At 60.7% G+C, this 25,620-nt stretch carries 25 protein-coding genes; 13 read left to right on the forward strand and 12 right to left on the reverse strand.

The window, feature by feature from the left end; translation table 11 throughout:
* Positions 1-151 precede the first annotated feature (151 nt).
* The 3 genes from eno (at position 152) to ispD (ending at position 2,611) form a co-directional block, all read left to right on the forward strand.
* A complete protein-coding gene (eno, locus tag U367_RS0126080) occupies positions 152-1,441 on the forward strand; it encodes a phosphopyruvate hydratase (protein WP_028619212.1) in 1,290 nt (429 codons plus the stop codon).
* Positions 1,442-1,625: 184 nt separating this feature from the next.
* Entirely contained in the window at positions 1,626-1,904 is a 279-nt protein-coding gene (gene ftsB / locus U367_RS0126085; RefSeq protein ID WP_003231201.1) for a cell division protein FtsB, read from the forward strand.
* On the forward strand, positions 1,901-2,611 hold the full coding sequence (gene ispD / locus U367_RS0126090) for a 2-C-methyl-D-erythritol 4-phosphate cytidylyltransferase (RefSeq protein WP_028619213.1): 711 nt from the start codon (positions 1,901-1,903) through the stop codon (positions 2,609-2,611). The genes ftsB and ispD overlap by 4 nt, the downstream gene beginning before the upstream one ends.
* Before the next feature lie 90 nt (positions 2,612-2,701).
* Here the strand turns inward: ispD and U367_RS0126095 are convergent, their stop codons facing one another.
* A complete protein-coding gene (locus tag U367_RS0126095; RefSeq protein WP_028619214.1) occupies positions 2,702-3,601 on the reverse strand; it encodes a LysR substrate-binding domain-containing protein in 900 nt (299 codons plus the stop codon).
* A gap of 109 nt (positions 3,602-3,710) precedes the next feature.
* Between U367_RS0126095 and U367_RS0126100 the strand changes: the two genes are divergently transcribed.
* From U367_RS0126100 to rpoS, 8 genes are all read left to right on the forward strand, one after another.
* Entirely contained in the window at positions 3,711-4,823 is a 1,113-nt protein-coding gene (locus tag U367_RS0126100) for an S-(hydroxymethyl)glutathione dehydrogenase/class III alcohol dehydrogenase (RefSeq protein WP_010212435.1), read from the forward strand.
* Positions 4,824-4,831: 8 nt separating this feature from the next.
* Positions 4,832-5,677 carry an S-formylglutathione hydrolase gene (gene fghA / locus U367_RS0126105; protein ID WP_028619215.1) on the forward strand — a complete coding sequence of 282 codons (846 nt, stop codon included), beginning with the start codon at positions 4,832-4,834 and terminating at the stop codon, positions 5,675-5,677.
* 54 nt (positions 5,678-5,731) lie between these two features.
* The gene (ispF, locus tag U367_RS0126110) at positions 5,732-6,205 is read left to right on the forward strand and encodes a 2-C-methyl-D-erythritol 2,4-cyclodiphosphate synthase (protein ID WP_012722614.1); all 474 of its coding nucleotides are present in this window, start codon (positions 5,732-5,734) and stop codon (positions 6,203-6,205) included.
* Positions 6,202-7,260, forward strand: a complete 1,059-nt coding sequence (gene truD / locus U367_RS0126115; RefSeq protein WP_028619216.1) for a tRNA pseudouridine(13) synthase TruD — start codon at positions 6,202-6,204, stop codon at positions 7,258-7,260. Before ispF ends, truD begins: the two co-directional genes overlap by 4 nt.
* The gene (gene surE, locus U367_RS0126120; protein WP_028619217.1) at positions 7,248-7,997 is read left to right on the forward strand and encodes a 5'/3'-nucleotidase SurE; all 750 of its coding nucleotides are present in this window, start codon (positions 7,248-7,250) and stop codon (positions 7,995-7,997) included. Before truD ends, surE begins: the two co-directional genes overlap by 13 nt.
* Positions 7,998-8,038: 41 nt before the next feature.
* Complete coding sequence (locus U367_RS0126125) at positions 8,039-8,674, forward strand: protein-L-isoaspartate(D-aspartate) O-methyltransferase (protein WP_010212427.1); 636 nt, start codon at positions 8,039-8,041, stop codon at positions 8,672-8,674.
* 209 nt (positions 8,675-8,883) lie between these two features.
* Positions 8,884-9,720 carry a peptidoglycan DD-metalloendopeptidase family protein gene (locus U367_RS1000000131195; RefSeq protein WP_028619218.1) on the forward strand — a complete coding sequence of 279 codons (837 nt, stop codon included), beginning with the start codon at positions 8,884-8,886 and terminating at the stop codon, positions 9,718-9,720.
* A gap of 106 nt (positions 9,721-9,826) precedes the next feature.
* Positions 9,827-10,831 carry an RNA polymerase sigma factor RpoS gene (rpoS, locus tag U367_RS0126135; protein WP_025855149.1) on the forward strand — a complete coding sequence of 335 codons (1,005 nt, stop codon included), beginning with the start codon at positions 9,827-9,829 and terminating at the stop codon, positions 10,829-10,831.
* Between the two features lie 243 nt (positions 10,832-11,074).
* Here the strand turns inward: rpoS and U367_RS0126140 are convergent, their stop codons facing one another.
* Positions 11,075-11,284 (reverse strand): cold-shock protein, encoded by a 210-nt coding sequence (locus U367_RS0126140; RefSeq protein ID WP_002554837.1) that lies wholly within the window; start codon positions 11,282-11,284, stop codon positions 11,075-11,077.
* A gap of 389 nt (positions 11,285-11,673) precedes the next feature.
* On the opposite strand from U367_RS0126140, the gene dcd reads away from it, so the two are divergent.
* Both dcd and U367_RS0126150 read left to right on the forward strand, forming a co-directional pair.
* The gene (gene dcd, locus U367_RS0126145; protein WP_010212421.1) at positions 11,674-12,240 is read left to right on the forward strand and encodes a dCTP deaminase; all 567 of its coding nucleotides are present in this window, start codon (positions 11,674-11,676) and stop codon (positions 12,238-12,240) included.
* Between the two features lie 108 nt (positions 12,241-12,348).
* Positions 12,349-12,546, forward strand: coding sequence for a hypothetical protein (locus U367_RS0126150; RefSeq protein WP_016976883.1), 198 nt, complete (start codon positions 12,349-12,351; stop codon positions 12,544-12,546).
* Between the two features lie 3 nt (positions 12,547-12,549).
* On the opposite strand, the gene pdeM is transcribed toward U367_RS0126150, so the two are convergent.
* The 10 genes from pdeM to U367_RS0126200 form a co-directional block, all read right to left on the reverse strand.
* Positions 12,550-13,200, reverse strand: a complete 651-nt coding sequence (gene pdeM, locus U367_RS0126155) for a ligase-associated DNA damage response endonuclease PdeM (RefSeq protein WP_028619219.1) — start codon at positions 13,198-13,200, stop codon at positions 12,550-12,552.
* Entirely contained in the window at positions 13,200-15,680 is a 2,481-nt protein-coding gene (locus U367_RS0126160; RefSeq protein ID WP_028619220.1) for a ligase-associated DNA damage response DEXH box helicase, read from the reverse strand. Before U367_RS0126160 ends, pdeM begins: the two co-directional genes overlap by 1 nt.
* A gap of 57 nt (positions 15,681-15,737) precedes the next feature.
* On the reverse strand, positions 15,738-16,502 hold the full coding sequence (locus U367_RS0126165; RefSeq protein WP_016976886.1) for an ABC transporter ATP-binding protein: 765 nt from the start codon (positions 16,500-16,502) through the stop codon (positions 15,738-15,740).
* A gap of 13 nt (positions 16,503-16,515) precedes the next feature.
* A complete protein-coding gene (locus U367_RS0126170; protein ID WP_028619221.1) occupies positions 16,516-17,634 on the reverse strand; it encodes a succinylglutamate desuccinylase/aspartoacylase family protein in 1,119 nt (372 codons plus the stop codon).
* Between the two features lie 9 nt (positions 17,635-17,643).
* Positions 17,644-18,354 (reverse strand): ABC transporter permease, encoded by a 711-nt coding sequence (locus tag U367_RS0126175; RefSeq protein WP_028619222.1) that lies wholly within the window; start codon positions 18,352-18,354, stop codon positions 17,644-17,646.
* A complete protein-coding gene (locus U367_RS0126180; RefSeq protein ID WP_028619223.1) occupies positions 18,351-19,079 on the reverse strand; it encodes an ABC transporter permease in 729 nt (242 codons plus the stop codon). Before U367_RS0126180 ends, U367_RS0126175 begins: the two co-directional genes overlap by 4 nt.
* A 56-nt stretch (positions 19,080-19,135) precedes the next feature.
* A complete protein-coding gene (locus U367_RS0126185) occupies positions 19,136-19,915 on the reverse strand; it encodes a transporter substrate-binding domain-containing protein (protein ID WP_021492416.1) in 780 nt (259 codons plus the stop codon).
* A gap of 339 nt (positions 19,916-20,254) precedes the next feature.
* Complete coding sequence (locus U367_RS0126190) at positions 20,255-21,889, reverse strand: ATP-dependent DNA ligase (RefSeq protein ID WP_028619224.1); 1,635 nt, start codon at positions 21,887-21,889, stop codon at positions 20,255-20,257.
* The gene (locus U367_RS0126195; protein ID WP_028619225.1) at positions 21,886-22,890 is read right to left on the reverse strand and encodes a ligase-associated DNA damage response exonuclease; all 1,005 of its coding nucleotides are present in this window, start codon (positions 22,888-22,890) and stop codon (positions 21,886-21,888) included. Before U367_RS0126195 ends, U367_RS0126190 begins: the two co-directional genes overlap by 4 nt.
* Positions 22,891-23,138: 248 nt before the next feature.
* Positions 23,139-25,580, reverse strand: coding sequence for a penicillin acylase family protein (locus U367_RS0126200; protein WP_028619226.1), 2,442 nt, complete (start codon positions 25,578-25,580; stop codon positions 23,139-23,141).
* Between the last annotated feature and the right edge of the window lie 40 nt (positions 25,581-25,620).

Below are 25,620 nucleotides of genomic sequence, written 5' to 3' on the forward strand. Positions count from 1 at the left end.
TTTCTCCGGTAGAATTTCCCACGCTTTACGCTCAGGCCTGCGGGCCTGAGCCTTGTCGTCTGCAAGCCTGCCTCGTTGTTCCACCCTTGCGGTCGGTCAAAAGATTTCCTTCAGCTGCGTCGTTTTCGTCAACTTTGGAGTGTTTACAACAATGGCAAAAATCGTCGACATCAAAGGTCGTGAAGTTCTCGACTCCCGTGGCAACCCCACCGTCGAAGCCGACGTGCTTCTCGATAACGGCATCATCGGCAGCGCCTGCGCGCCGTCCGGTGCTTCCACCGGTTCGCGCGAAGCGCTGGAACTGCGTGATGGCGACAAGAGCCGTTACCTGGGCAAGGGTGTACTCAAGGCTGTAGCCAACATCAACGGCCCGATCCGTGACCTGTTGCTGGGTAAGGACCCGCTGGACCAGAAAGCCCTGGACCACGCGATGATCAAGCTCGACGGCACCGAAAACAAAGGCAGCCTGGGCGCCAACGCCATCCTCGCCGTGTCCCTGGCCGCTGCCAAGGCTGCTGCCCAGGATCAGGACCTGCCGCTGTACGCGCACATTGCCAACCTGAACGGCACGCCGGGCGTGTACTCGATGCCGGTGCCGATGATGAACATCATCAACGGTGGCGAGCATGCCGATAACAACGTCGACATCCAGGAATTCATGGTGCAGCCGGTGGGCGCCAAGTCCTTCTCCGAAGGCCTGCGCATGGGCACCGAGATTTTCCATCACCTCAAGGCGGTACTGAAGGCCCGTGGCTTGAGCACTGCGGTGGGTGACGAAGGTGGTTTCGCACCGAACCTGGCGTCCAACGAAGATGCACTGAAAGTGATCTCCGAAGCTGTGGCCAACGCTGGCTACAAGCTCGGCACCGACGTGACCCTGGCCCTGGACTGTGCGGCCAGCGAGTTCTACGAAGACGGTAAATACAACCTGTCCGGCGAAGGCCAGGTGTTCAACTCCGAAGGTTTTGCTGACTACCTGAAGGGCCTGACCCAGCGCTACCCGATCATCTCGATCGAAGACGGCCTGGACGAGTCCGACTGGGATGGCTGGAAAATCCTTACCGACAAGATCGGCGAGAAAATCCAACTGGTGGGCGACGACTTGTTCGTGACCAACACTAAGATCCTGAAAGAAGGCATCGATAAAAAGATCGCCAACTCGATCCTGATCAAGTTCAACCAGATCGGCACCCTGACCGAAACCCTGGAAGCCATCCAGATGGCCAAGGCTGCGGGCTACACCGCCGTGATCTCCCACCGCTCCGGCGAAACCGAAGACTCGACCATTGCCGACTTGGCCGTGGGCACCTCGGCGGGCCAGATCAAGACTGGTTCCCTGTGCCGTTCCGACCGCGTTTCCAAGTACAACCAATTGCTGCGTATCGAAGAGCAACTGGCGGGCAAGGCCAAGTACAACGGTCGCGGCGAGTTTCGCGGCTGATCGCTACTTGGTGGTAAGGCATGGTAAAAAGTCAGCGGATTGCGTCGGAAAACTCACGACAGTGTGGATTTCGACGCTAATCTGATGGCTATCAAGCACAAGCCTGGTTCTTCCAGGCTTCGTGCTATCAGTTGCTTCAAAAGTTTTGCATGGCTGTCTTTTTTCACTGGATACCCGATATTCGATGCGCAGTCCCAATTGGTTGTTCCTCGTCTTGCTCTTGTTGCTGGCTGGCCTGCAGTACCGCCTATGGGTGGGTAATGGCAGCTTTGCGCAGGTAAAAGACCTGACCGAGCAAATTGCTGCACAGCACGCCGAAAACGAGATCCTGCTGGAGCGTAACCGCGTCCTCGATGCCGAAGTGCTTGAGCTGAAAAAAGGTACGGAGACCGTGGAAGAGCGGGCTCGTCATGAACTGGGCATGGTCAAGGAGGGCGAAACCCTCTACCAGTTGGCCCAATGAACCACCGCTTGCCGGCCTTCTGGGCCGTGATTCCTGCCGCGGGCGTCGGTGCCCGTATGGCCGCGGACCGCCCCAAGCAATATTTGCAACTGGGCGGGCGCACTATTCTCGAACACAGCCTTGGCTGTTTTCTTGACCATCCAGACCTGAAAGGGCTGGTGGTCAGTCTTGCTGTAGACGATCCTTACTGGCCAGCCTTGCCTTGTGCCAACGATCCACGCATTGTGCGTGCGGACGGCGGCGACGAGCGTTCGGGGTCTGTGCTCAATGCGCTGCTGCAACTTAATGCCCTAGGCGCCAGCGATGACGATTGGGTGCTGGTCCACGATGCGGCACGGCCGAACTTGAGCCGTGATGATCTGGACAGGTTACTCGCCGAACTGGCGGACGACCCGGTCGGCGGCTTGCTGGCCGTACCGGCCCGCGACACCCTCAAGCGTGTCGACAAGCATGGTCGTGTGGTCGAGACCGTCGACCGCAGCCTGATCTGGCAGGCCTACACGCCGCAGATGTTCCGCCTCGGCGCCTTGCATCGCGCGTTGGCCGACAGCCTGGTGGCGGATGCCGTTATCACCGACGAAGCCTCGGCCATGGAATGGTCCGGCCAGGCGCCACGCCTGATCGAAGGGCGCTCGGACAATATCAAGGTGACCCGGCCAGAAGATCTGGAGTGGCTACGCCTGCGGTGGGCGAATCGATCTCTGTAGGAGCGAGCTTGCTCGCGAAAAACGTCAACGATAACGCGGTTCGTCTGGGTTAACGCGGCGCTCTCAGGCTTTTCGCGAGCAAGCTCGCTCCTACAGTGCGTTGTACTCTGGCCGCTCGGCCAACCCCTCCTTCAAAAAATCCACCAACTTCCTGACCTTCGGCGACAAATGCCGCTGCTGCGGATACAGTGCCCACACCGCCGTATTCGGTGGCTGATGCGCCTCCAGCAACGACACCAACGCGCCACTGTGCAGGTGCTCCAGCACGTAATAGTCCGGCAACTGGCACAACCCCACACCTTGCAACGCTGCGTCCAGCACCGCTTGCCCACTATTGCAGCGCCAGTTCCCCTGCACCCGCTGGGAAAATTCCCGCCCTTCCTGGGCCAATTGCCAGATATCAGAGCTGCCGATCAAGCAGTTGTGCCGACTCAACTCCGACAAGCTATGTGGCCGACCATACCGCGCCAGGTAGGACGGTGACGCGCACAAGTACATGCGCCTCGGTGCCAGTCGGCTGGCGACCATGCGCGAATCCTGCAATCGCCCCAGGCGGATCGCCAGGTCGAGGCCTTCGTGCACTAGGTCCAACTGGCGGTTGCTCAGCTCAATATCCACGCGCAACTGCGGATAGAGCGCCATGAAGCGGGTGACCAGCGGCACGATAAAACGCTCGCCGTACGCCACTGCGCAGGTCATGCGCAACATGCCCTTGGGTTCGCTGGTGAGGTCGCCCACTGCGCGCAAAGCTTCTTCGCGACCGTCCTGCAGGCGTTGGCAATGTTGCAGGAACGTCTGGCCCGCTTCGGTGAGGGTCACCTTGCGCGTACTGCGGTACAGCAGCCGCGTTTGCAGACGTTCTTCCAGGCGCGCCACTTGGCGACTGATGTGGGACGACGACACTCCCAGGCGTTCCGCCGCTGCCGTGAACTGACTGCATTCGGCGACCGCGACAAACTCGTCGATGCCTTCCCAGCGGTTTTCCAACATGATGATTGTCCCTGTACAGCAATAAAGTTTTGCTTTTGCCCGGATTATTCATCAGTCAGCCATGTTTTACACTCACCGTCTCAATTTTTAACCGCCTGGAGAAACCCGGATGATCAAGTCCCGCGCTGCCGTAGCTTTCGAAGCCAAAAAGCCCCTTGAGATCGTCGAAGTGGATGTCGCCATGCCGAAGGCTGGCGAAGTGCTGTTGCGGGTGGTCGCCTCCGGTGTCTGCCATACCGACGCCTACACCCTGTCGGGCGCGGACCCGGAAGGTATCTTCCCGTCGATCCTCGGTCACGAAGGCGGTGCCGTGGTTGAAGCGATCGGCGAAGGTGTGACGTCGGTGGCTGTCGGCGATCATGTGATCCCGCTGTACACTCCAGAATGCGGCAAGTGTAAATTCTGCCTGTCGGGCAAGACCAACCTGTGCCAAGCCATTCGTTCCACTCAGGGCAAAGGCCTGATGCCAGACGGCACCACGCGTTTCTCCTACAAAGGCCAGCCGATTTTCCACTACATGGGCACCTCGACTTTTTCCGAGTACACCGTGCTGCCGGAAATTTCCGTAGCCAAGATTCCTAAAGAAGCCCCGCTGGAAAAAGTCTGCCTGCTGGGCTGTGGCGTCACCACCGGCATCGGCGCGGTGATCAATACTGCCAAGGTCAAGCCGGGCGACACCGTGGCCATCTTCGGCCTAGGCGGCATTGGCCTGTCGGCGGTGATCGGCGCGGTCAAGGCCAAGGCTGGCCGCATCATTGCCATCGATATCAACCCGGCCAAGTTCGAAATCGCCAAGCAACTGGGCGCCACCGACTGCATCAACCCGAAAGATTACGATCGCCCGATCCAGGACGTGATCGTCGACCTCACCGATGGCGGCGTGGACTTCTCCTTCGAATGCATCGGCAACGTGCAACTGATGCGCGCCGCCCTTGAGTGCTGCCACAAAGGTTGGGGCGAGTCGGTGATCATCGGCGTTGCCGGTGCCGGCCAGGAAATCGCCACCCGTCCGTTCCAGTTGGTGACCGGTCGCGTCTGGCGCGGTTCGGCCTTCGGCGGCGTGCGCGGCCGCAGCGAATTGCCAAGCTATGTGGAAATGGCCCAGACCGGGGAGATCCCGCTGGACACCTTCATCACCCACACCATGGGCCTGGAAGACATCAACAAAGCGTTTGACCTGATGCATGAAGGCAAGAGCATTCGTACCGTCATCCACTTCTGAGGTCGACCATGAGTCTGGAAAACCTGTCGTGCCAGAAAAGCTTCGGCGGCTGGCATAAACGCTACAAGCATCATTCCGATGTGCTCGGTTGCGACATGACGTTCGCCGTCTACCTGCCGCCGCAAGCGGAAGAGGGCGGCAAGTTGCCGGTGCTGTACTGGCTGTCCGGCCTGACCTGCACCGACGAGAACTTCATGCAGAAGGCCGGCGCCCAGCGCATGGCTGCCGAGCTGGGCTTGATCATCGTCGCGCCGGACACCAGCCCGCGTGGGCCGGGTGTGCCGGGCGATCCAGACAACGCCTGGGATTTCGGCCTCGGCGCCGGCTTCTACCTGAATGCCACCCAGGAACCCTGGGCCAAGCACTACCGGATGCATGACTACGTGGTGCAGGAATTGCCGGCATTGGTTGAAGCGCATTTCCCGGCTTCGGACAAACGCGGCATCAGCGGCCACTCCATGGGCGGCCACGGGGCGTTGGTGTGTGCCTTGCGCAATCCCGGGCGATACCTGTCGGTGTCGGCGTTTTCGCCGATCAACAACCCGATGGATTGCCCGTGGGGCCAGAAAGCCTTCTCGCGTTATTTGGGTGAAGAGCGCTCGAAATGGCGCGAATGGGATGCCTGCGTGTTGATCAGCGAGGCCTCGGAAAAGCTGCCGCTGCTGGTGGACCAGGGCGATCGCGACGACTTCCTCGCTGTGCAACTCAAGCCTGAAGCCCTGCAGCAAGCGGCCAAGGCGGCCAACCATCCGCTGGAACTGCGCCTGCAACCCGGCTACGACCACAGCTACTTCTTTATCGCCAGCTTCATCGAAGACCATTTGCGACACCATGGCCGTGCTTTGCTCGGTTAATGTGAGGCAAAAGTAGGTAGAATCACGCCCTGAATTAAATCGGGGCGTTTTTTTATGCGTATTGGCCACGGCTACGATGTGCACCGTTTCGCCGAAGGCGATTTCATCACCCTGGGCGGCGTGCGCATTGCACACCACCATGGGTTGCTAGCTCATTCCGACGGCGACGTTGTCTTGCATGCCTTGAGCGATGCCTTGCTCGGCGCGGCGGCGTTGGGCGATATCGGCAAGCACTTTCCGGACACCGACCCGACCTTCAAGGGCGCGGACAGCCGTGTACTGCTGCGCCATGTGGTTGGCCTGATCCACGCCAAAGGCTGGAAGGTTGGCAACGTTGACAACACCATCGTGGCCCAGGCGCCGAAGATGGCCCCTCATATCGAGTCGATGCGTGCGCTGATTGCCGCGGATCTGCAAATTGAACTGGATCAAGTGAACGTGAAAGCCACTACTACCGAAAAGCTCGGCTTTACCGGTCGTGAAGAGGGCATCGCCGTGCACTCCGTCGCCTTGTTGCTGCGCGCATGAATGACGTGCAACTGTTGGGTCCACGGGCCTATGGCGAAGCTCTGGGCAGCGCGGTACTGAAAGCGACGGCCGAAGACTTCCAGGTTGATGAAGTGCTGGATATACCGCTGACCGGCGAGGGTGAGCACCTGTGGTTGTGGGTTGAGAAGCGTGGCCTCAATACAGAAGAAGCCGCGCGGCGCATCGCCAAGGCGGCGGGCGTGCCACTGCGCACGGTCAGCTACGCCGGGCTCAAGGATCGCCAGGCGTTGACCCGCCAATGGTTCAGCGTGCAACTGCCCGGCAAGGCCGATCCGGACATGAGCGCGGCGGAGAACGACACGCTCAAGGTCCTCAAGACCGCCCGTCACAAGCGCAAGCTGCAACGCGGTGCACACTCAGCCAATGGTTTCACCTTGCGCCTGACCCAGTTGGCCGGTGACACCGCCGCCATCGACGCGCGGTTGCAACTGATTGCACAACACGGCATTCCCAACTACTTCGGCGCGCAGCGTTTTGGCCACAACGGCGGCAACGTGGTCGACGCCCGTGAGTGGGCCGCGCGCAAGGCGTTGCCGGAACAGCGCAACGTGCGATCGCGGTTGCTGTCCACGGCGCGCAGCTTCCTGTTCAACAAAGTGTTGGCGGCGCGTGTGGCCGACGGTTCATGGCAGCGCGCCCAGGTCGGCGACTTGCTGGCCTTTACCGACAGCCGCAGTTTTTTCCCGGCGGGGGAGGCTGAATGCAGCGACCCACGCTTGGCGATCCTGGACCTGCACCCGACCGGACCACAGTGGGGCGAAGGTGATTCTCCTGCCACGGGGGCAACTTTTGAGCTTGAACAGGCGGTCGCCGCCGGTGAAGCCGACTTGCGTGATTGGCTGGTGAATGCCGGCATGAGCCAGGAACGTCGCATTCTGCGACTGCCCATTGGCGGTTTGACGTGGCATTATCCCTCGCTGGACATTCTGCAATTGGAATTCGTCCTGCCGGCCGGATGCTTCGCCACTGTCTTGGTGCGCGAGCTTGTTGATCTGGTGCCGGTGGGGCAGACGGACAACCCATGCGTATTCTGATATCAAACGATGACGGTGCCACCGCACCCGGTCTTGCCGCGCTCTATGCTGCGCTGGAAGATTACGCCGAGTGCGTGGTGGTTGCCCCCGACCAGGACAAGAGCGGCGCCAGCAGTTCGCTGACGCTCGACCGTCCGCTGCACCCGCAAGTCCTGGCCAATGGCTTTATCAGCGTGAACGGCACCCCCACCGACTGCGTCCACCTGGCGATCAACAGCCTGCTGGATCATGAGCCGGACCTGGTGGTGTCGGGTATCAACCTCGGCGCCAACCTGGGCGACGACGTGCTGTATTCCGGCACCGTGGCGGCGGCGCTTGAAGGTCGCTTCCTGGGGCGTACGGCGTTCGCCTTTTCGTTTGCTTCGCGCCAGCTGGATAACTTGCCGAGTGCTGCGTATTTCGCGCGCAAGCTGGTCGAAGCCCATGGTTCCCTGAGCCTGCCGCCGCGCACGGTGCTCAACGTCAATATTCCCAACTTGCCCCTCGACCATATTCGCGGCATCCAACTGACGCGCCTGGGGCATCGTGCCCGCGCGGCGGCGCCGTTGAAGGTGGTCGACCCGCGTGGCAAGGAAGGCTATTGGATTGCGGCAGCGGGTGATGCGGAAGATGGCGGTGAGGGCACGGACTTTCATGCCGTGATGCAAGGCTATGTGTCGATTACCCCGTTGCAATTTGATCGCACCTTCAGTGATGCCTTCAGTGGTCTCGATGGCTGGCTGGAGGGGCTGCGCTGATGGGCCGTGAACAAGACGACTTGCTGCGCCGGGGGATCGGGATGACGTCCCAGCGTACCCGCGAACGCTTGATCCAGCGCTTGTACGAAGAGGGGTTGTCCAACGCTCAGGTGCTGGAAGTGATCCGGCGCACGCCTCGGCATCTGTTTGTCGATGAGGCCCTGGCGCACCGAGCCTACGAAGACACCGCGCTGCCCATCGGCCACAACCAGACCATCTCCCAGCCGTATATGGTGGCGCGCATGAGCGAGCTGCTGTTGGCGGCGGGGCCTTTGGACAAAGTGCTGGAGATCGGCACCGGCTCCGGCTACCAGACCGCCGTGCTGGCGCAACTGGTGGAGCGGGTGTTCTCGGTCGAGCGCATCAAGGTGCTGCAAGACCGTGCCAAGGAACGCCTGGTCGAGTTGAACCTGCGCAACGTGGTGTTTCGCTGGGGCGATGGCTGGGAAGGCTGGCCGGCGCTGGCGCCTTACAACGGCATTATCGTCACCGCCGTGGCTACCGATGTGCCCCAGGCGTTGCTCGATCAACTTGCTCCAGGCGGACGGCTGGTCATCCCGGTGGGCTCCGGTGAAGTGCAACAATTGATGCTCATTATCCGTGAGGAAGAAGGTTTTTCCCGGCATGTACTGGGCGCTGTGCGCTTCGTGCCGCTGCTCAACGGGCCGCTGGCCTGAGCATTTGTTTGCAGGCATTGAATTCTGTTGGCGGGGATGTGTCTTACGGCGGGGTCCATCGAGTCAACATGATCGGGCGTCGGCATTAAACGCGATGAACTTTTCGTTTCAGTCGTGTGCCGGTAAAAAGCCAATGCCCAGTTATACTTGCGTCATATTTCAAGCCTGATACAGGCATTCATGTTCAGCCACCACAAAGGGAGCGGCGGGTGAGTCTCACAGGTCTTGCGCAGCGTATGAGTAAAACAAGCTTTCATCGACTGGTGCTTGGCCTCGTCTTCAGTTCCGTGTTGGTAGGATGCTCCAGCTCGCCAAGCAGCGGCGCGCGGGTGGTTGACCGTAATAATGCGGTCCCGCAGAAACCGACGGTGACCACCGGGCAATACGTGGTGCGCAAGGGCGACACGATGTTCTCGATCGCCTTCCGTTATGGTTGGGATTACAAGGCACTTGCAGCTCGTAACAATATTCCTGTGCCCTACACGATACATCCGGGTCAGACGATTCGCTTCGACGGGCGCACCGGTTCAACGCCTACGGCAGTTGTGACAAACACCGGATCTTCGCCGTCGTCATCGAGCAAAACTACTATCATCACCCGGCCTGCGGGCACCGCCACGCCGGCCCCTGCGGCCAAGCCGGCACCCGCGCCGTTGCCACCTGCCGGGCCTGCACCGACCGGTTGGGGATGGCCTTCAAACGGAGTGTTAATTGGAAAATTCTCTTCAAACGGTAGTTTGAATAAAGGCATTGATATCGCCGGAGATTTGGGACAGCCTGTTTTAGCTGCGTCTGATGGGACAGTGGTGTACGCCGGGAGTGGTTTACGGGGCTACGGCGAGCTGGTCATCATCAAACACAGCGATACCTACGTCAGTGCTTACGGCCATAACCGTAGGCTGTTGGTTCGGGAGGGGCAGCAGGTCAAGGTCGGACAGACAATTGCCGAAATGGGGTCAACTGGTACAGACCGGGTGAAACTGCACTTTGAGATTCGCCGCCAAGGGAAACCTGTAGATCCGCTGCAATTCCTACCCCGTCGTTGATGTGTTGCACAGCCTGTTCCCTCACGTAGAAGGAACAGGCTCCAGCGTTGCCAAGGATAAAGGCGCCGCTTGAGCTTGAGGTCGAACTCACCAAAGGACTATAACAATGGCTCTCAGTAAAGAAGCGCCGGAGTTTGACATCGACGATGAGGTTCTCCTTATGGAGACCGGTATCGCTACGGAATCGATGTCGAATGAGGGACCTGCTGTACCTTCAGTTCGCACCAAATCCAAGAACTCCACCGCGTTAAAGCAACACAAGTACATTGACTACACACGGGCGCTCGATGCCACTCAGCTGTACCTCAATGAAATCGGCTTTTCCCCTCTGCTGACCCCCGAAGAAGAAGTCCATTTTGCGCGATTGTCGCAAAAGGGCGACCCGGCTGGGCGCAAGCGCATGATTGAAAGCAACCTGCGCCTAGTGGTGAAAATCGCCCGGCGCTACGTCAATCGTGGGCTGTCCCTGTTGGACCTGATCGAGGAAGGCAACCTGGGCCTGATCCGGGCTGTGGAGAAGTTCGACCCCGAGCGTGGCTTCCGCTTTTCGACCTATGCCACCTGGTGGATTCGCCAGACCATCGAACGGGCGATCATGAATCAGACCCGCACGATCCGGTTGCCGATCCATGTGGTCAAGGAGCTCAACGTCTACCTGCGGGCAGCGCGTGAGCTTACCCAGAAACTCGATCATGAACCTTCGCCCGAAGAGATCGCCAACCTGCTGGAGAAACCGGTAGGGGAGGTCAAACGCATGCTCGGCTTGAATGAGCGCGTGTCTTCGGTCGATGTCTCGCTGGGTCCTGATTCGGATAAAACCCTGCTCGACACCCTGACGGATGATCGCCCTACAGATCCTTGCGAGCTGTTGCAGGACGATGATCTTTCCCAAAGCATTGACCAGTGGCTGTCGGAACTCACGGACAAGCAGCGTGAGGTGGTGATTCGCCGCTTCGGCCTGCGCGGCCATGAGAGCAGCACCCTGGAGGACGTAGGCCTGGAGATCGGCCTGACCCGTGAGCGGGTGCGGCAGATCCAGGTAGAAGGGCTCAAGCGCTTGCGTGAGATCCTGGAGAAGAATGGCTTGTCGAGTGAGTCGTTGTTTCAGTAACGATTGATAAGACCGCTATGACAAAACGCCCGGTGCATGGGAATGCACCGGGCGTTTTGCTGTGCGCTGATCATTCGTTGCCAACAACTGCCCCTGTAGGAGCCCGGCTTGCCGGCGATGAGGCCCTCAAGACCGCCATCGCCGGCAAGCCGGGCTCCTACAGGGGAGGGTGTAGCACCGAATCCCAGGCATAAAAAAACCCCGCTTTTAAGGGCGGGGTCTTTTCGACTAAGTCAGTACAAGTTAGATAACTTGAACTTCTTCAGCTTGCATGCCTTTCTGACCGCGGGTAGCGATGAAAGAAACCTGTTGGCCTTCTTTCAGGCTTTTGAAGCCGTCGGATTGGATAGCTTTGAAGTGAACGAACAGGTCGTCACCGGATTGTGGAGTGATGAAGCCGAAGCCTTTTTCATCGTTGAACCACTTAACGGTACCAGTTTGGCGATTAGACATGGTGTATCTCCTTGGACAAAGTTAACTGCGACTCAGGAAAAGCCCTGGCCGAGACTGAGTGCAAAGAGCAGGAAAAATTCTTGGAGATGGTTGGATCGAAATTCAACATATCGTGTAGAGATTCTCAGTGACACAAGCAGCACAGTGGCGCCACCTTAACCCTTTTTCCGGGACGTGCCAATGATATTTCCGAAGGTTTCTCCAAATTCGTGACTGGCGGTGGTATTTCCGCTCACCGGACATGCCAGCACAGGTCCCGGCCCCACTGGGCGCGGCTTATAGGAGCAGGCACATTCGTCAAGAAAAGCCCTGCGGCCTTTGAACCCCAACGCCAGCCCCGGTAAGATGCCCCACAGAATTTTTCCACCTCGCTATTCAGGACACCCGCCATGAGCATCAAATCGGACAAGTGGATTCGCCGCATGGCGCAGGAACACGGCATGATCGAACCGTTCGTCGAGCGCCAGATCCGTGGTCAGGGCGATGCACCGGTGATTTCCTACGGCGTTTCCAGCTACGGCTACGATGTGCGCTGCGCCGATGAGTTCAAGGTGTTCACCAACATCAATTCGGCGATCGTCGATCCAAAGAACTTTGACGAAAAGAGCTTCGTCGACGTCAAGAGCGACGTGTGCATCATTCCGCCGAACTCCTTCGCCCTGGCGCGCACCGTGGAATTCTTCCGTATTCCCCGTGACGTGCTGACCATCTGCCTGGGTAAAAGCACCTACGCGCGCTGCGGCATCATCGTCAACGTGACACCGCTTGAACCCGAGTGGGAAGGCCACGTGACCCTGGAGTTTTCCAACACCACCACGCTGCCGGCGAAAATCTACGCCAACGAAGGCGTGGCGCAGATGCTGTTCCTGCAGTCCGACGAGGCCTGTGAAGTGTCCTACAAAGACCGTGCAGGCAAGTATCAGGGCCAGCGCGGCGTCACTCTCCCACGCGCTTGATCGAAAGCTCCTACGCGTAAAGGGAATTAGTCTGCAAAAAGCGACTCTATCTAGGTGTACTGCCCCGGTGCGTGTAAAACGCGCCGGGCCACGCTTGAGGAGTACTTTATGAAGCTCGACCCGCGAATAAGCGCAGAACTTGCCCGGCTTGAACCCAATCAGATTGGCGTTCTGGCCTGGTCCCTGATGGCCGACCCTGCTTATGCGGGCGGCATCCCCGGTCAACCCGAGCCGGATTACCCACAACCGACCGAGCCTGGCGAGCCGACCCTGCCGGACGAGCCGCCACCCGCGCCGGTTGCCTGATCCCTAGCCCACTGGCCAGACGTCATGATCGCCAATCACATAGATTCGGCGGTCATTGTCCTGTTCCACTCTATGCCCGCCGGTAAATGCACCGAACGCCGGCAGCAGGCTCACTCGGGCACCGACCACAAAGCACGGCAGCCTTAAGCTCTGTCGTCCCTTGCCACGTAACCGATACACCGGATGCACATGCCCCGCCAGCACGTGGTGGCTTGGGTGGGCGTCAGGTTCGTGCTGCAAGGCAAAAGGGCCTATCAGCAGCGGCTCCGTGACCACCTCTATCCTCAAGTCCTCGGGCGGGTCCCCCGCGCGTTTGTCGTGATTGCCACGAATCAAGGTCATGGGTAGGTCAGGATTAAGCGCTCGCCAGTTTCTTAAAGCGCCCAGCGTGCCACTGGCGTGCGATCCCGGGCCGTGCAGGAAATCGCCGAGAAAGATCACCTGAGCACAGGGTAGCGCTGAGAGCAGCCGGTCCAGGCGCTGCAAGTTCTCGGTGGTGGTGCCTTGCGGCACCGGTTGCCCCAGGCTGCGATACGCCGAGGCTTTGCCGAAATGCGCATCGGCGATCATCAGGCATTGGCGTGCAGGCCAGTAGACCGCCTTGTCCGCCAGTAACCATAGTTCTTCACCCTCCAGCCTCACCGTGCACACCATCAGCGCTTCCCGTTATCCGCGACTTTTTCCAGGTCCTTGACCATGCGTGCGATGCGTTCCGAGAGTTTTTCCGAACTCAGGCTTTCGCGCATCCGTTCAACCAACAATGGAAAGGCCAGGGGTGTAGGTCGTTCGATCGGATGCAAGTCCAGTTTCAGCGCGCAAAGATGGCGCAACGTCTCTTCCAGCCGACGAATATCCAGCTCATCGCGTAAGACTTCTTCGCCTGCCTGAGTCAGCAACAGATTCTGCGGGTCGTACTGCTTGAACACCTCAAAGAACAAACCGCTGGAGGCCTGCACTTGCCGCGTACTTTTTGGTGCGCCTGGATAGCCGGCAAACACCAGCCCGGCAATGCGAGCGATCTCACGGAAGCGGCGCAGGGCCAGCTCCCCGGCATTCAGGCTGGCCGCCACGTCTTCCCGCAAATGTTCAGGGCTCAGTAGCGCATCATTCAGCAATGCCGGCCAATCCACTGCAGTGGCACTCAATAACTCCAGCCCGTAATCATTGACTGCGATCGAAAATGTCACCGCCTGCTGTTGACTCACACGCCACGCCAGCAGGCTCGCCAAACCCAGGTGCACTTGGCGCCCGGCAAAGGGATAGAGGAACAGGTGCCAGCCTTCCCGTGACTTCAGCGCCTCTGCCAGCAGATGTTCGCGCGTCGGCAAGCCGGACCAGCGTAACTGCGTTTGCAACAAAGGTTGCACCGCTTGCATCTCCGGTCCCTCGAAGCGGCCATGGGCCGCTGCATCAAAGCGTTCCACCACCGCTTGCGCCAGCTCATTGGAAAGCGGCATGCGTCCGCCATTCCAGCGCGGCACGGCGGCTTTCTTGGCAGTGCTGCGACGTACATAGGCGGTCATGTTTTCCACGCGTACCAACTCCAGCAGGCGGCCGGCGAACAGGAAGCCATCTCCCGGCTTTAGCCGCGCAATAAACCCCTCCTCGACACTGCCCAGGTTCTTGCCGCCACCGCCCTTGCTCCAGAATTTCAAGTGGATGCTCGCATCACTGACGATGGTGCCCACGCTCATTCGATGGCGCCGCGCCAGCCGGGCATCCGGGACACGCCAGATACCGTCTTCGTCCGGTTCCACCCGGCGATAATCCGGATAGGCGGTCAACGACAGCCCACCATGCCGCACAAAACCCAGGGCCCAGGCCCAGTCTTCATCCGTCAGGTCGTGGTAGGCCCAGGCGCCGCGCACTTCCGTCAGCAGGGCCTCAGGCGTGAAGCCACCCCCCAATGCCATGCTGACCAGGTGCTGTACGAGTACATCCAACGGCTTGTACGGCGATTCCCGCGCTTCGATACGCCGTTGCGCGATCGCATCCTGGGCGGCGGCGGCTTCAACCAGCTCAAGGCTATGGGTGGGCACCAATGTCACCCTCGACGGCCGTCCCGGTGCATGCCCCGAGCGCCCGGCGCGCTGCATCAGCCGCGCTATGCCTTTGGCCGAACCGATCTGCAACACCCGCTCCACCGGCAGGAAGTCCACCCCCAGGTCCAGGCTTGAGGTGCACACCACCGCTTTGAGCTGGCCGTCTTTCAAGGCCCGTTCCACCCAGTCACGGGTCTCTCGGGACAGCGAACCATGGTGCAGCGCAATCACCCCAGCCCAATCGGGGCGGGCGTCCAGCAATGCCTGGAACCAAATCTCCGACTGCGCCCGCGTATTGGTAAACACCAGGCAACTGCTGCTGGCGTCCACTTCCACCACCACCTGGGGCAGCATCTTCAAACCAATATGCCCGGCCCACGGAAAGCGTTCGGTCACGGGGGGCAATAAGGTGTCGATGACCAACTGTTTAGCCGTCTGCCCCTGCACATTGATCCCGTCGCCTTGTGGAACCAACACCTCCAGTGCGTGGGATTGGTTACCCAAGGTGGCCGAAATCCCCCACACCATCAATTCGGGATGCCAGCGCCGCAGGCGCGCCAAGGCCAGTTGCAACTGCACACCGCGCTTGTTGCCGATCAGCTCATGCCATTCATCCACCACCACCATGCGCAGGTGCGCCAGGCTCACTTCGCTGTCGGCACGCGCCAGCATCAGCGTCAGGCTTTCCGGGGTGGTGACCAGTGCGGTGGGCTGGCGGCGGGTCTGGCGTGCGCGCTCGCCGCTGCTGGTGTCGCCGGTGCGCAGGCCGACGCTCCAGGGAATTTGCAACGCCTCAAGCGGGGCTTCAAGGGCGCGGGCGGTGTCGGCGGCCAGCGCGCGCATGGGCGTGATCCACAGCACCGTCAGCGGCTCAGCGGGTGGTTTGCGTTTAGCGGTTACAGGTGGGCGAGTGATGGCGAAGCGGTTGAGGGCGGCGAACCACAGCGCATAGGTTTTACCCGCACCGGTGCTGGCATGCAGCAGCCCCGATTGGCCGCTCTTGACCGCCGCCCATACCTCTTTCTGGAAGGCAAACGGCTTCCAGCCTTTGGCGGCAAACCAGTGTTTGGCGAAATCGGTGGGTTTTGCCATGGGGCGGCTGACACTCTGGAAGGCCTATTCCACAGACCCTCCAGAGCGGCCAAAGGTTTACTTCAAATTGCCACTCAAAAACTGCTGCAAACGCTCGCTCTTCGGATTGCCCAGCACGTCTTCCGGCGCGCCTTGCTCTTCCACCAGGCCCTGATGCAGGAACAACACCTGGCTCGACACCTTGCGTGCAAAGCTCATTTCGTGGGTCACCATGATCATGGTGCGGCCTTCCTCGGCCAAACCCTGGATCACCTTCAACACTTCGCCCACCAGCTCCGGGTCGAGGGCCGAGGTGGGTTCGTCGAACAGCATCACCTCCGGCTCCATGGCCAAGGCGCGGGCGATGGCGACGCGCTGTTGCTGGCCGCCGGAGAGGAACGCCGGGTACTGATCGGCCACGCGTGCAGGGAGGCCGACTTTATCCAGATAACGACGGGCACGGTCCTCGGCGTCCTTCTTGCTGCAACCCAGCACCCGACGCGGGGCCATGGTGATGTTTTCCAGCACGCTCATGTGGCTCCACAGGTTGAAGTGCTGGAACACCATCGCCAGGCGCGTGCGCAGGCGCTGTAATTCGGCGTCATCGGCCACGCGCATGCCGTGGCGGTCACTGACCATGCGGATCGGCTGGCCGTCGAGGGTCATGGCGCCGTCGTTGGGCGTTTCCAGGAAGTTGATGCAGCGCAAAAAGGTGCTCTTGCCCGAGCCGCTGGCGCCGATCAAGCTGATCACGTCACCGGTCTTGGCCTTGAGCGAAACACCTTTGAGCACCTCATTGTCGCCATAGCTTTTATGCAGGCCTTCAACGGTCAATTTGTACATGGGGCGTGCATCCTCAAGGCGAAAGTAGATAGCCGCTGCGGTAGGCCTCGGTGCCGGCGACATGGGCGATGACCATCCCGGCAGTGGCCATGCGGCGCAGCGAACGGGCGTAAAGCAGGCCGGCATTGCGACAATGCACGGGCGTCACGCGGTCAAAAATGGGGTCGATGACTTCAGCGATCAGTTGTCCGGCGTCCAGGTATTCACCGGGCAAGGCGCGGAATACCAGCAGGCCGCCCATGGGCGTCGCCACCGGCTCAACGCCTGCCAGCGGTGTGGCCGGGTAGGGCAGGTCGGGCAGTGGTGCGGCTTCCCCGGCAATGGCGCCGAAGTGGATCAGGTAATCGATGATCGCCTGGCAGTCGAGGGCGGCCAAGCCGTGATTGACGTCGCCCTGGCCACGCAGTTCGAGGGTCACCGAAAAGCTGCCCATGGGGATCGGGAAGCGCTCGCCGAAGCGTTGCTGCAACTGCCACCACACCAGGGTGAAACACTCATCGAAGGATTGCCCGCCGGAGTCGGTCGCCAGCAGATTGGCCTCCGAGCCGATGTAACGCGCCAATGGTTCCACCTGCGGCCAGGCCTCGGGTGTGGTGTACAGGTGCGCCACGGCTTCAAAGTCGCAATGCAGATCCAGCACCATGTCGGCATCGCACGCCAGGCGTTGCAGCACCAGGCGCTGGGATTGCAGTTGGGTCTCGGCGCTTTGCGCAGCGAGGGCGGTAGACAGCGCGGCGCGGATCAACTCGACGTTGTGCTGGGGATCTTCCCCAAGCAGCTCCTCGACTTGATTACCCACCGCCTCACTGAGGTCGACAAACAGGCGATTGAAGTTCTGCCCGCTTTCCAGCTCGTAGCGGCCCAGCGGGATATCCATCAGCACCTGTTCCAGGCCCACCGGGTTGGCGATGGGCACCAGCACAATCTCGCTGCGCAGGCGACCGGCCGCCGCCAGTTCAGCCAGGCGTACTTTGAGGTGCCAAGCCACCAGCATGCCTGGCAGTTCATCGGCATGCAGCGACGACTGGATATAGATCTTGCCTTCGGCCTGTTCCGGGCCGAAGTGAAAACTGTGAATCTGCCGTGCCGTCCCTGGCACCGGCGCGATCAGTTCATGGACCTGATGACGCATAAAAACTCCTTAATGACTCGGCCCGAGGAAGGCCAGCCAACGACGCTCCGCCAAGCGGAACAGACCGACCAGGGCAAAGGTCACGGTCAGGTAGATCAGCGCAGCGATACCGAATGATTGAAAGGTCATGAAAGTGGCCGAGTTGGCATCCCGCGCCACTTTGAGGATGTCGGGGATCGTCGCGGTGAAGGCCACCGTGGTCGAGTGCAGCATCAGGATCACTTCATTGCTGTAGTAGGGCAGCGAACGACGCAACGCCGACGGCATGATCACATAGGCGTACAACTTCCAGCCGCTCAAGCCGTAGGCCTTGGCCGCTTCGACTTCGCCATGGGCCATGCTGCGGATCGCCCCGGCGAAAATCTCCGTGGTGTACGCGCAGGTGTTGAGGGCGAAGGCCAGGATGGTGCAGTTCATCGCGTCGCGAAAGAACGCATCCAGCAACGGTTGTTCGCGCACGGCGGCGAGGCTGTAGATGCCGGTGTAGCAGATCAGCAGCTGGATATAGAGCGGCGTGCCCCGGAACAGGTACGTGTAGAACTGCACCGGCCAACGCACCAGGCGCTTGCGCGACACACGGGCGATGGACAACGGGATCGACACCAGAAAGCCGATGACCAGCGCGGCAGTGAGCAGCCACATCGTCATGGCCAGGCCGGTGATGTGCTGGCCGTCGCTATAAAGGAAGGGGCGCCAGTATTCCTGCAAGAGTTCGATCATCGCACGGCCTCCCGGGCACCCGCGGAGTAGCGACGTTCAAGGCGGCGCAGGACGAAGTTGGACGCGCTGGTGATCAACAGGTAGATCAACGCCGCGAGGACCAAAAAGTAGAACAACTGATAGGTGCTCTTGCCGGCATCCTGGGCAGCCTTGACCAGGTCGGCCAGGCCGATGATCGACACCAGGGCCGTGGCCTTGAGCATCACCATCCAGTTATTGCCGATTCCCGGCAGGGCAAAGCGCATCATCTGCGGGAAGGTCACGTAGCGAAACCGCTGGCCGCGCTTGAGGCCATAGGCCGTGGCGGCTTCCAGTTGGCCACGGGGCACCGCGAGGATCGCGCCGCGAAAGGTCTCGGTGAAGTACGCACCGTAGATAAAACCGAGGGTGATCACCCCGGCGCTGAAGGGGTCGATCTCGATGTATTCCCACTCCATGAAGTCGGTCAAGCCGGTCAGCCAGGTTTGCAGGCTGTAGAAAATCAACAGCATCAGCACCAGGTCGGGCACGCCGCGAATCAACGTGGTGTAGAGCTGGGCGGGAATACGCAGGAAGGGCAGGCTGGAGAGTTTGGCGCTGGCGCCGAGCAGGCCCAGCAACACGCTGACGGCCAGGGACAGCACCGACAACTTGATAGTCATCCAGGTGCCTTGCAGCAACAGCGGGCCGAAACCCTTCAAGCTGAGCGTGCTCAACCCGAGGGTTTGCAACAATTCTTCGAACATAAATCAGGACCTATGGCGATAAAAAAGCGCCCCTCCGGGGAAGGGCGCTCCAGGCATTATTTGCCGCTGTACAGGTTCAGATCGCCAAAGTGTTTCTTCTGGATGGTGGCGTAGGTGCCATCATCGTGTAACGCTTTGATACCTTTATCCAAAAGCGCCTTCAGCTCAGTGTTACCTTTTTTGATACCGATGGCGGTTTTCGACGGCAGCAACGGGTCGTCGATGGCCGCGCTGACTTCGTAACCGGCGCCTGCCGGCGACTTCAGGAAGCCCAGTTCGGCTTGCAGCATGTCCTGCACGGATGCGTCGAGACGCCCGGAGGTCAGGTCGGCATACACCTGGTCCTGGTTGGCGTAGGCCTTGGTGGTCACACCGGCTTTATCCAATACGGCCTTGGCATAGGCTTCCTGGATGGTGCCTTGCTCGTAGCCCACGGACTTGCCCTTGAGGGACTCAGGTGTCGAGTAGCCTGCGCCTTTCTTGAATACCAGCGAGGTAGGGCCGGAGAACAGTTCACTGGAGAAGTCGATGGCCTTTTCACGCACCGGGGTCACGGTCATGGACGAAATCACGCCGTCGAACTTGTTGGCCTTGAGGCCTGGAATCATGCCGTCGAAGTCACTTTCAACCCACTTGCACTTCACTTTCAGCTCGGCGCAGATCGCATTGCCCAGGTCGATATCGAAGCCCACCAGGCTGCCGTCGGCGGCCTTGGATTCGAACGGCGCGTAGGACGGATCGACACCAAAACGCAGTTCCTTGTATTCCTTGGCCAGCGCGGAACCGGCGGCCATGCACAGGGCCAGTGCAGAAAGGGTCAGCAATGCTTTTTTCATTATGTAATCCCTGGAAACCAAGATAAGCGCTTGTGGCGCATTTAGGACTGTTACTGAACGGTGTCAGACGGATCACAAGTAGCAATTTCTGCACCATAGTTCCGAATGTAGTTCCGAATGGTCGTTTTAAAAGGTGGGACAAGGGAGAGCTGAGTGTAGGAGATGCCCGAAAATGGGCGCGCAAAAAACAGTGCACCAATTTGGTTCTGGCGCAGATCAATAATGTGGGAGCTGGCTTGCCTGCGATGGCGGTGGATCAGAGAATTCATTTTTCACTGACACGCCGCCATCGCAGGCAAGCCAGCTCCCACAAGGATTTGTGCCATTTTTAAGCAGGAATCAGGTCAGGAGGTCTTGCAGGGTGGCAAGGTTGTCAGCGTCTTCCACGGTTTTATCCTGCCGCCACCGCAACATCCGTGGAAACCGCACCGCAATCCCACTCTTGTGTCGCTTGGACAGGGCAATGCCTTCGAACCCCAGTTCAAACACCATGCTCGGGGTCACGCTGCTGACCGGGCCGAACTTTTCCACGGTGGTCTTGCGCACGATGGCGTCGACCTTGCGCATTTCTTCGTCGGTCAGGCCGGAGTAGGCCTTGGCAAAGGGCACCAGCGTGCGTTCGCTGCCGGCCGGGCCATCCCATACGGCGAAGGTGTAGTCGCTGTACAGGCTCGCGCGCCGGCCGTGGCCGCGTTGGGCGTAAATCAACACCGCGTCGACGCTGAACGGGTCGACCTTCCACTTCCACCACACGCCCATGTCCTTGGTGCGGCCGACGCCGTACAGGCCATCACGTGCCTTGAGCATCATGCCTTCTACGCCGAGGCTGCGGGAGGCTTCGCGTTGTTCGGCCAGGTCTTCCCAGGTCGCGCCGGTCAACAGGGGAGATGCCAGTAATACCGGCTGGTTGCACTGGGCAATTACCTGCTCAAGTTGCGTGCGACGCTCAGCCTGGGTGTGGTTGCGCCAATCGTCGCCCTGATGTTCCAGCAGGTCGTAGGCCAGCACCGCAACCGGGGCGTCCTCCAGCACTTTTTTGCTCAGGGTCTTGCGCCCAATCCGTTGTTGGAGCAGCGCGAACGGTTGCACCGCGTCTTTCCACACCACGATTTCGCCGTCGATCACCGTGCCGTCGGGCAAGCCGCTTACCAGGCTATGCAGTTCGGGGAAGCGCTCAGTCACCAATTCTTCGCCACGGGACCAGATCCACAGGCGGCCGTCACGCTTCACCAGTTGCGCGCGGATGCCATCCCACTTCCATTCCACTTGCCAGTCGGCGGGAGAGCCAAGCAAATCGTTGAATTGCTCCACGGGTTGCGCCAAACCATGGGCGAGAAAAAACGGATAAGGCTGCCCGCCGCGTTGCGCATGTTCGTCGGGCGATTCGGCGGCGATGAGCTTGAGATAACCCTGCGGCGTAGGACGGTTAGACAGATCGGTGTAGCCCACCAGCCGTTGCGCCACGCGCTTGCTGTCCAGATCGGCCATTGCGGCGAGGGCGCGGGTGACCAGTAGCTTGGACACGCCCACACGGAAGCTGCCGGTGATCAACTTGATGCAGACCATCAGGCTGGGTTGATCCAGTTGCGCCCATAACGCAGGTAGACGCTCGGCCAATTCCAATGGCGGCAAGCCACGCAGGGGTAGGAGTTTTTCCTCCAGCCACACCGCCAGGCCGTCCTCCGAGGTGTAGGTAGATTCCGGCAGCAGCAGGGAAATGGTTTCTGCCAGATCGCCCACTGATTGGTAGCTTTCTTCAAACAACCATGGCTCGATACCCGATGCTTCAGTGGCCATGTCCCGCAGCAGGCGCGTCGGCACCAGTTGCCGAGGGCGTCCGCCGGAAAGGAAATACACGGCCCAGGCCGCATCTTCCGGCGCAGCATCGCGGAAGTAGGCTTGCAGCGCGGCCAGCTTGGCGTTGCTGGAGGTGGTGGCGTCGAGGTTGGCGTACAGCTCGGCAAAGGCCTTCATGCGCTGGCCTCTTCTTCGTCGTCACCGTATTCAGTGGTGAAGCCCTGGGCATCCAGGCCTTTTTCCCGCAGATGGCGTACCAATACTCCGACAGACCCGTGGGTAACCATCACCCGCTCGGCGCCGGTTTGCTCGATGGCCCACAACAGGCCGGGCCAATCGGCGTGGTCCGATAGCACAAAACCTCGGTCCACGCCGCGCCTGCGTCGGGTGCCGCGCAGGCGCATCCAGCCGCTGGCGAAGGCGTCGCTGTAGTCGCCGAAGCGCTTGATCCAACTGCTGCCGCCGGCCGAGGGTGGGGCGATGATCAAGGCCTGGCGCAGCAGTGGGTCGGTTTTCTTGAAGTCACCGGCGTAGAGGGTTTCAGGAATATAGATGCCGGCCTCACGGTACACCCGGTTCAACGGCTCGACCGCGCCATGGCTGAGGATCGGGCCGATGCTGGCGTCGATGCCATGCAGGATGCGCTGGGCCTTGCCGAAGGAATAACAGAACAACACGCTGGCTTTGCCGGCGGCGATATTCGCCTGCCACCAATCGTTGATCCCGGCGAAGATCTGCGCCTGGGGCTGCCAGCGGTAGATCGGCAGGCCGAAGGTCGACTCGGTGATAAAGGTGTGGCAGCGCACCGGTTCGAAGGGGGCGCAGGTGCCGTCGGGCTCGACTTTGTAGTCACCGGACGCGACCCAGACTTCGCCCCGGTATTCCAGGCGCACCTGGGCCGAACCCAAGACATGCCCGGCAGGGTGAAAACTCAAGGTGACGCCGTGGTGGACCAGTGGCTCGCCGTAGGCCAGGGTCTGCAGGTTGATGTCCTGGCCCAGGCGTGAACGCAGGATGCCTTCGCCGGGGGCTGCCGCCAGGTAGTGCTGGTTGCCGGTGCGCGCGTGGTCGCCATGGGCGTGGGTGATGACCGAGCGCTCCACCGGGCGCCAGGGGTCGATGTAGAAATCTCCGGCGGGGCAGTAGAGGCCTTCGGGGCGGGCGATGACAAGGTCCATGGGCGTGCCGGGGGCGATGGGCTTATCAGGTAGGAGGCGGGCGGGCGATGAGAAGTTCGATTAACTATTGTAGTGAGCGGGCTCGTTGTGGTGAGCGGGCTTGCCCCGCGCTGGGGCGCGAAGCGGCCCCAATCCAGTCAACGCATGCTTCCAGTCAGAAACAGGTCGCCTGGTTTTAGGGCGGCTTCGCCACCCAGCGCGGGGCAAGCCCGCTCACCACAGTAAAAGCCCGCCCCACACTTGCCGGATTATTTGCCCGGCGTCAGGGTCAACCGAGCCTTTCCATACACCTTTTCGAAGTTCTGCGGTTGCATCGGGAAGCTAAGGTATTGCGCCTTGAGCGACGGGTCGATGCCGTTGGCATAGTTCGGGCTGGCCGGGTTGCCGGACTGCCCGATGCCGCCCTGGCCCATCATCGGTTCCACCTGGCCAAAGTCGACGATCATGCGCAGCGCCGGTACCTGGGTGGTGGTGAAGTCCTGGCCCCAGCTGTACGGCGCCGGGTTCAAGGTGTTGTGGTCGCCACCGGACGCCAGTGGGCCGCGAATCACCTGGCCATTCGTGTTTTTCCAAGTGGTGGTGTGCAGTTTGCCCCACTGCCAGGCCTTGTGATCGGCTCCTAATTGGCTATCACCGGCAGTGATCGCGGCGGCCAGGCTGCGGGCGAGGATCGCCGGTTTGTCTTCTTTCTGCGGGGTGCGCACGTCATCCCAGAATGGGCTGTCTTCGCGACCCAGCAAGTGGTCGGCCTGGGCGGCGTAGGACAGGTTGGCATTGCTGACAAACGCCTTCCAGCTGGCACTGTTTTCCGGGCCGAGTTCGTCGAGGAAGATCTGTTTGGTGCTTTCCTGCAGGAACAGTTCATAGATCGCCGCGTCGGCGGAGGTGGATACCAAGCGGCCATCAAAGGCCATCAGGCGGCCCAGTGCTTCACGTGCCTTGACCTGTTCGGCCGCCGGCAGCGCGTCAATCGCCTGTTTCAGCGGCTGGGCCATGCCCGGTGCCTGGAACAGGGTCTTGAGCTTGGCGGCGAAGGTCGTCGTCTGGTCGTACTGCATGGCGATCATGCTGCGGCTGTCATGCTTGCCGGCATTGGCCAGTTGCGCCAGGCGCTCGCTGCGCTCCGGGGCATCCCAGGAGTTGGACAGTTGCATGCCATAACCGCGCGGCGCGGTGCGCTGGTTGGCGGTGCCGATCCAGCCTTGAGCCGGGTCCTGGTCATACGGGTGCAGCATCGCATCGGCGTAACCGTCCCAGTCAAAACGCGTGTCCCAGCCCGGCGACGGCAGCAGGCCCTCACCTTCACGGCGGTTGGGGAAGCGCCCGGTGACTTGCCAGCCAATATTGCTGGCGTCGGCGAAGATCATGTTCAGCGCAATGGCGCGAATCTCGCGGGTTGCGTCCGAGGCCTTGCCCGCGTTTTGGGCGCGGGACAGGTCGAAGAACGCGTCCAGGCTCTTGTCGTCCTTGAAGTCGGCGGTTTGCAGCGCCAAACCCAGGCCCGTGGTCAGCGCCTGGCTGCTGTTAAGCAGGGCGCCGTGACGGGTTTCGTACACCACTTCGCGAATCGAGCGTTGGCCTTTGACGAAGAAGGTTTCGTTTCGCACACCGGCGGGTAGCCATTTGCCGTTGTTCTCGTAGTACAACGCGCTGCCCTGGCGTTTGACCTTTTCCAGGAACAAGTCCTGTGTGTCGCCCTTGACCGTGCTCATGCTCCACGCGACCTTGCCGTTAAAACCGGACAACAGCATCGGCAAGCCAGCAATCGAGGCGCCCACGGCCTGGTATTTCGGCGCACGGATCTGCACGTAGCTCCACGGCGACGGCGCTTGCGGCTGGGCGGCGAGGTCGCCTGCCAACAGGCTCTTACCGCTGCGGCTGCGTTGCGGGCCGATGGCCCAGTTGCTCGAGGTAGTGACTGCCAGTGAATTGAGACTGCTCAGTTGTTGGCTGACCGTATCCAGGCCGGCGAGACCGGTGATCTGGCCCAGGTTCACGCCCTTGAGTTTCTCGGCCTCGGCCAGCGGGATCGCTTCATCCGGTGCGCTGGGCGTGAGCCAGGCGAGTTTGTCGACGCCGACTTTCTGCGCCAGCACCAGCGACGAAATTTCTTCCTGCAGGTTGGCCGATTCGCTGAAATTCAGCAGGCAGAACAGCAGTGCCGAGTCTTCCGGCTTCCAGTATTCGGGCGTGTAGCCGGTCTGTGCCAGGTCCGGCGGCAGCTTGTCGCGGTAGCGGAACAGGTAGGCGTTGACGCCACGCGCATACACTTCGAAGAAGCGCTTGAGGCGCGGGCTTGACGCGTTATACAGCTCGCCGGCGCTTTTTTTCAGGTTGACCGCACGCATGAAGCGGTCGACATCCAGCACCTCCGGCCCGGACATTTCCGCCAGGCGGCCCTGGGCCAGCAGGCGCAGGGTGACCATCTGCGTGATGCGGTCACTGGCGTGCACATAACCGAGGCTGAACAGCGCGTCATGGAAAGTGTTGCTTTCGATCAGCGGCATGCCTTGGGCATTGCGGCGCACGGACACATTCTGTGCCAGGCCTTTGATCGGCTGCACGCCGGCGACCGGGGGCAGGGTGTCCTGGGTGCTCTGGAGCTGGCAACCGGCCAGGCTTAACGCACTGGCCACTGCCGCGGCAACGCCGAACCGGGGAAGAAAATGTGAGAGGGCTGGCGAGGCCATGGCAAAGCTCCTGCGGGGGTAGCGTCAGTAAAGGCGCTAC

It is taken from the genome of Pseudomonas canadensis, assembly GCF_000503215.1.
Classification (GTDB): domain Bacteria; phylum Pseudomonadota; class Gammaproteobacteria; order Pseudomonadales; family Pseudomonadaceae; genus Aquipseudomonas; species Aquipseudomonas canadensis.